This is a genomic window from Parasphingorhabdus sp. (genome assembly GCF_041748495.1).
GTDB lineage: Bacteria > Pseudomonadota > Alphaproteobacteria > Sphingomonadales > Sphingomonadaceae > Parasphingorhabdus.
Genome location: NZ_JBGTDD010000097.1, coordinates 1 through 5,362 on the forward strand (window position 1 = coordinate 1; position 5,362 = coordinate 5,362).

At 60.1% G+C, this 5,362-nt stretch carries 7 protein-coding genes; 1 reads left to right on the forward strand and 6 read right to left on the reverse strand.

Annotation, left to right across the window (positions count from 1 at the left end; translation table 11 throughout):
- Nucleotides 1–94: 94 nt before the first annotated feature.
- From ACEW8J_RS08635 to purB, 5 genes are all read right to left on the reverse strand, one after another.
- Nucleotides 95–742 carry a phosphoribosylanthranilate isomerase gene (locus tag ACEW8J_RS08635; protein WP_373491233.1) on the reverse strand — a complete coding sequence of 216 codons (648 nt, stop codon included), beginning with the start codon at nucleotides 740–742 and terminating at the stop codon, nucleotides 95–97.
- Nucleotides 743–756: 14 nt separating this feature from the next.
- Entirely contained in the window at nucleotides 757–999 is a 243-nt protein-coding gene (locus ACEW8J_RS08640; RefSeq protein ID WP_373491234.1) for a hypothetical protein, read from the reverse strand.
- A complete protein-coding gene (pyrF, locus tag ACEW8J_RS08645) occupies nucleotides 996–1,670 on the reverse strand; it encodes an orotidine-5'-phosphate decarboxylase (protein WP_373491235.1) in 675 nt (224 codons plus the stop codon). The genes ACEW8J_RS08640 and pyrF overlap by 4 nt, the downstream gene beginning before the upstream one ends.
- Nucleotides 1,667–2,050, reverse strand: coding sequence for a LapA family protein (locus ACEW8J_RS08650; RefSeq protein ID WP_373491236.1), 384 nt, complete (start codon nucleotides 2,048–2,050; stop codon nucleotides 1,667–1,669). Before ACEW8J_RS08650 ends, pyrF begins: the two co-directional genes overlap by 4 nt.
- Before the next feature lie 85 nt (nucleotides 2,051–2,135).
- Nucleotides 2,136–3,437: an adenylosuccinate lyase gene (purB, locus tag ACEW8J_RS08655; protein WP_373491237.1), complete on the reverse strand. Its 1,302-nt coding sequence runs from the start codon at nucleotides 3,435–3,437 to the stop codon at nucleotides 2,136–2,138.
- A 113-nt stretch (nucleotides 3,438–3,550) separates the two neighbouring features.
- Between purB and ACEW8J_RS08660 the strand changes: the two genes are divergently transcribed.
- Complete coding sequence (locus ACEW8J_RS08660; RefSeq protein WP_373491238.1) at nucleotides 3,551–4,651, forward strand: 6-phosphofructokinase; 1,101 nt, start codon at nucleotides 3,551–3,553, stop codon at nucleotides 4,649–4,651.
- A gap of 46 nt (nucleotides 4,652–4,697) precedes the next feature.
- Here ACEW8J_RS08660 and radC read toward each other — a convergent pair.
- A partial coding sequence (gene radC, locus ACEW8J_RS08665) for a DNA repair protein RadC (RefSeq protein ID WP_373491239.1) occupies nucleotides 4,698–5,362 on the reverse strand: 665 nt, incomplete at its 5' end.

Below are 5,362 nucleotides of genomic sequence, written 5' to 3' on the forward strand. Positions count from 1 at the left end.
GGGTGTGTCGTTCATTGGGGTTCCGATTGTCCGTTAGCACTGAGCATGTCGAAGTGCGTGGTTCGTCGTTAGGCGTCCTTCGACAAGCTCAGGACTAACGGCAAGCCGCGTCATAGTCGCGCACCGCTTGGCAAAAGGCGGCGATTCTGTCCACCTGTTTGACGCCGGGTGTGGATTCCACGCCGGAGGATATGTCGACCAGCGGGGCATGGGTGGCGGCGAGGGCCTCGGCCACATTGCCGGGATCAAGGCCGCCGGCGAGGCCCCAGGGTAACTGATGCGCATGATCCGCGAGCAACGACCAGTCAAAGGAGGTGCCGGTGCCGCCCGGCAAGGCCGTGGCTGGTGCGTCGAACAAGAGCCGGTCGGCTGCACCGACATAGCGGTCGCTTTTCGCCAGCGTCGGCCGGTCCCTGACGCCGAGCGCCTTCCAGATTTCGAGGCCACTATTGTCAGCGACCAGCTTCAGCCATTCCGGCGTTTCGCTGCCGTGAAACTGCACGATATCGGGCCTGACCTTGTCGATCGCTTTCCCGGTCAGCGCCGGATCGGCGTTGACCAGCAGCAGCACGACCTTCGCCCGGTCGCTCGCGTGTTTGCGCAACTGCGCCGCCCGTTCGAGCGATACATGGCGCGGACTTTTGGCGAAATGGACCAAGCCGATATGGCTGGCTCCGGCTTCGACCGCCGCGTCGATGGTGGTTTCGGTGGAAAGGCCGCAGATCTTGATTTGGGTTTGCACAGAAATCTATTTTCCTATCGTTCGCGATCAATTATTTGAATGATAATGAAGCGGAGAGTGAAGCAGATAATCACGGTCGACGAAAGCCCAACAATAAAAATCAAGTGTTCGTCAATCAGTTCTTCTTCCGGAATGCCTTCTTGATATAGCGACATGAACGTTAGAATAATACCCAATATTCCGAATGGTATAGCAACTAAACAACCCCATTTTTCACCTTTGGTAGTAGGTTCGAACCCACCATCGTCCAGACTCAAAGCGTCCCCTCAATCGCCCGCGCCGCTGCGTTGGGATCTTCCGCTCCGGTAATCGGCCGGCCGATCACCAGTACGCTGGCGCCATTGTCGCGGGCTTGTCGCGGGGTCACGGCGCGTTTCTGGTCGGCCAGGGCACCGTCCTTGGGGCGCAGTCCGGGAACGACGAAAAAGCCGTCCTTCCAGATCTTGTGCGCCGCTTTCACTTCATTGCCGGAGCAGACGATACCGTCCAGCCCGGCCTCGCGCGACAGATCGGCCAGCCGCTCAACCTGATCATGGGTGGTGCCGCTATAGCCGATCCGGCCCATATCGCGCTCGTCCAGCGAAGTCAGTAAGGTCACGCCGACCACCTTGGTATGCTCGTTGGCCGCGGCCTTGGCATCTTCCATCATTGCCCGGCCACCGGATGCGTGGACGGTGACGATGGCGGGTTCCAGCATATTGATCGCCTGCATCGCCTTGGCCACCGTATTGGGGATGTCGTGCAGCTTGAGATCGAGAAAGATCGGCAGGCCCAGTTTCTGGATTTCGTGCACGCCATGATGGCCGTGGGCGCAGAAAAATTCGAGACCGAGCTTCAAACCCCCCACATGGCCCTTGACCGATTGCGCGATCTGGATCGCCCGGTCCATGTCCGGCGTATCGAGCGCGACAAAGAGCGGATTGCTCATAGGCCGGTCTTCTTCGGGCTGTCGACCGACGACACGGCCGGAGCGGGTTCCGCCGCGGGCTTCGCTGTGGTCGGTGAGGATGGCGTCGCTGTTGCTGCAGCGGGCACCGGTGCGTGGCTGGCGGTCGGGGTCGGGGCTGAAACCGGTTTTGCGGCATCTTCGAGCGTCTTGATCCGGCGAGAGAGACGCCATTTCGATCCTCTGAGAAGCAGCCAGGTCGGCAGGAACCCAATCAGAAAGGCACCCACGACAAAGGTGGACACGCGGGCCTCGACCACCGCCGCGCCCAGATCCAGCGAGGCCCGTGCCTCATTGGTCCACCAGAAGATGAAGGTCGCGACCAGCAGAAGAACCCAGAACAGGATTTTGATAAATTGCATGCTTCACCCTTTTTGCGTGTGACCGCTATCCTAGCCCTAAAAAAGCCGGGTGGCCAGATGCTATGCAATGGGGGCGGAAATGGACTTATTCTCCGAAGACCCGGTCAAAAATCGTGTCGACATGCTTGAAATGATAATCGAGGTTGAAACGCTCCTCGAGCTCCGCATCGGAAAGCTTGGCGCTGACATCGGGGTCGGCCTTGAGCAGGTCGAGCAAGGCAATCTCGCCATCCGACTCCCACACTTTCATCGCGTTGCGCTGGACGATGCGGTAGCTGTCCTCGCGGCTGATCCCGGCCTGAGTGAGCGCCAGCAGGACGCGCTGCGAATGGACGAGCCCGCCCATGCGGTCGAGATTCTTCTGCATCCGTTCCGGATAGATCAGCAATTTTTCGATCACGCCGGTCAGCCGCGCCAGCGAAAAGTCGAGGGTGATCGTTGCATCGGGGCCGATCATCCGTTCGACCGAACTGTGCGAGATATCGCGCTCGTGCCACAGCGCGACATTTTCCATCGCCGGCAGGGCGTAGCTGCGGACCATGCGGGCAAGGCCGGTCAGATTTTCGGTCAGGATCGGGTTGCGCTTGTGCGGCATTGCGCTGCTGCCCTTCTGGCCCGGCGAGAAATATTCTTCTGCCTCGAGCACTTCGGTACGTTGCAGGTGGCGGATCTCGACGGCAAGCCGCTCCACCGACGAGGCGATCACGCCCAGCGTGGCGAAAAATTGTGCATGGCGGTCGCGGGGAATGACCTGGGTTGAAACCGGCTCGACTTCCAGCCCCAATTTTGCCGCGACATGGGCTTCGACTCGCGGATCGATATTGGCGAAGGTGCCGACCGCACCGGAAATCGCGCAGGTGGCGATTTCCTTGCGCGCAGCGACCAGCCGTTCACGGTTGCGTTCAAATTCGGCATAGGCCTGCGCCAGTTTCAGGCCGAAGGTTACCGGCTCGCCGTGAATGCCGTGACTGCGGCCGATGGTGGGGGTGAACTTATGTTCGAATGCGCGCTTCTTGATGGCCGCCAGCAAAGCGTCAATATCCGCCAGCAATATGTCCGACGCGCGCGCCAGTTGCACCGCAAGACAGGTGTCGAGAACATCGCTCGAGGTCATCCCCTGATGCATGAATCGCGATTCTTCTCCGACATGTTCGGAAACATTGGTCAGGAAGGCGATCACGTCATGTTTCACCTCGAGTTCGATCTCGTCGATCCGCGCCACGTCAAATTTGCCCTTGGCCCAGATCGCCTCCGCCGCTTCCCTGGGGACCACGCCCAGTTCGGCAAGAGCATCGGTGGCGTGCGCCTCAATCTCGAACCAGATCTGGAATTTCGACTCCGGTTCCCAGATGGCAACCATTTCGGGGCGGGAATAGCGTGGGATCATGATTGGTCCTTGGACAAAGAGAATGATTGCGGCAATGATGGGCCGCGATTTGCCGTCCCGCTAGCAGCTACGAAATGAGTCGGCAATGCAGCGGCGGAAACAGGGAGAATAAAATGCGTCTGGCCATACTCACCGGCGGCGGCGACGTCCCGGGCCTTAATCCCTGCATCCAGTCGATCGCGATGTCGGCCTGGCAGCGCGGATGGGATGTGATCGGCCTGCGTCGTGGCTGGGAAGGGGTGCTCGAGGTCGATCCTGCCGATCCCTGGTCGCTGGAGAATAGTGCCATGATGCTCGACAAGGATCGGGTGCGCGGTATCGACCGGCAGGGCGGCACGATCCTGCACAGTTCCCGCTGTGACCCGCGCAGAACGGAGCAGGGTGACCAGACGCAAAAGGTGCTGGACGTGCTCGATGCGCTGAAGGTCGATGCGCTGATCACCATGGGCGGCGACGGCACGCTGCGCTTTTCGGCGCATCTCGCCAGCCTCGGGCGCAACGTGATTTCAATTCCCAAGACGATGGACAATGATGTTTATGGCACGGACTATTGCATCGGATTCTCGACCGCGGTCACTCGCTCGGTGCAGGCGATCAATTCGCTGCGAACCACGGCAGCGAGCCACGAACGGATAGCGGTGATCGAATTGTTCGGACGACAGTCCGGCGAGACCGCCTTGCTCTCCGGCTTTCTGTCACAGGCGGATCGGACGGTGATCGCCGAAGTGCCGGCCGACATGGATGTGCTATTGCCCTTGCTGCTCAAGGACAAGGAAGCCAATCCGGAATCCTACGCCATCTGCCTGGTATCCGAGGGGGCCCGGCTGTCCGGCGAGACGGATTATGCCGACGAAATCAACAAGTCCAATACCAACCGCGAAGGTTTGAATATCGGAACGCAACTGGCGCGCGAAATAGAGGCGCGTTCGGACCAGAGAACCATCGTGCAGGAACTCGCTTATCTGATGCGAGCCGGCGAACCGGACGCGATGGACCGGATGGTCGGCTTTGCCTTTGGCGCGCTGGCGGTGCAGCTGATCGAACAGGATCGGACGGCCAATATGGTCTGCCTGACCGATGGCAATTACGGGACGGTGCCGATCGGAACCCTGCTCGAGGACAGCAAGGGGGTCAATGTCTCCGGCCTTTATGATGCCAATCAATATCGTGCCAATCTGATCCAGGTCGAGGGCATGCCGATGTTCCTCTATTGATGATCAGCACCGCGCGCCAACGGGAGCACTCTGGCTACAAAAACCGCTAGATCAATCCCTTCGACCGGAAGGAGCAATGACCGTCGCGGCCGATGATGATATGATCATGGACGGTGATGCCGAGTGTGCGACCGGCGGCGCAAATATCCTTGGTGATAGCGATATCCTGACGGCTGGGGGTGCTGTCACCGCTCGGATGGTTATGGACCAGGATGATCGCGGCCGATCCCAAGGCGAGCGCGCGTTTGATGACTTCGCGGGTATAGATGGCCGCCTGGTCGATTGACCCCTCACTCACCAGTTCATCGCGGATCAGCCGGTTCTTGCTGTCGAGATGCAGCACCCGCACGCGTTCATGGGCGAGATGCGCCATGTCGGCCCGCAGATAATCGAGCAATGCCTGCCAGCTGCCCAGAATCGGCTGCGTCCGCACCGGTTCGGAAATCAGGCGTAATGCGGCCACCTGAACAATTTTCAATGCGGCCACGCTCGTTTCGCCCATGCCGGGGAAATTTCTCAGCGCATCGCCGTCCGACACCAGCAGGCGCGAAAATCCGCCGAACTCGTCGACCAGTTGCTTGGCCAAAGGCTTGGTGTCGCGGCGCGGGATGGCGAGTGCGAGCAGATATTCGACCAGTTCATGGTCGTGCAGTCCGCCTCCGTGTCCCGTCAATATGCGATGCCGAAGTCGGGCCCGATGGCCGCTGCGGT

Coding starts and splice junctions, on each gene's coding strand:
- pyrF (WP_373491235.1), bottom strand. CDS start 1,670: ATGAGCAATCCGCTCTTTGTCGCGCTCGATACGCCGGACATGGACCGG.
- ACEW8J_RS08650 (WP_373491236.1), bottom strand. CDS start 2,050: ATGCAATTTATCAAAATCCTGTTCTGGGTTCTTCTGCTGGTCGCGACC.
- purB (WP_373491237.1), bottom strand. CDS start 3,437: ATGATCCCACGCTATTCCCGCCCCGAAATGGTTGCCATCTGGGAACCG.
- ACEW8J_RS08660 (WP_373491238.1), top strand. CDS start 3,551: ATGCGTCTGGCCATACTCACCGGCGGCGGCGACGTCCCGGGCCTTAAT.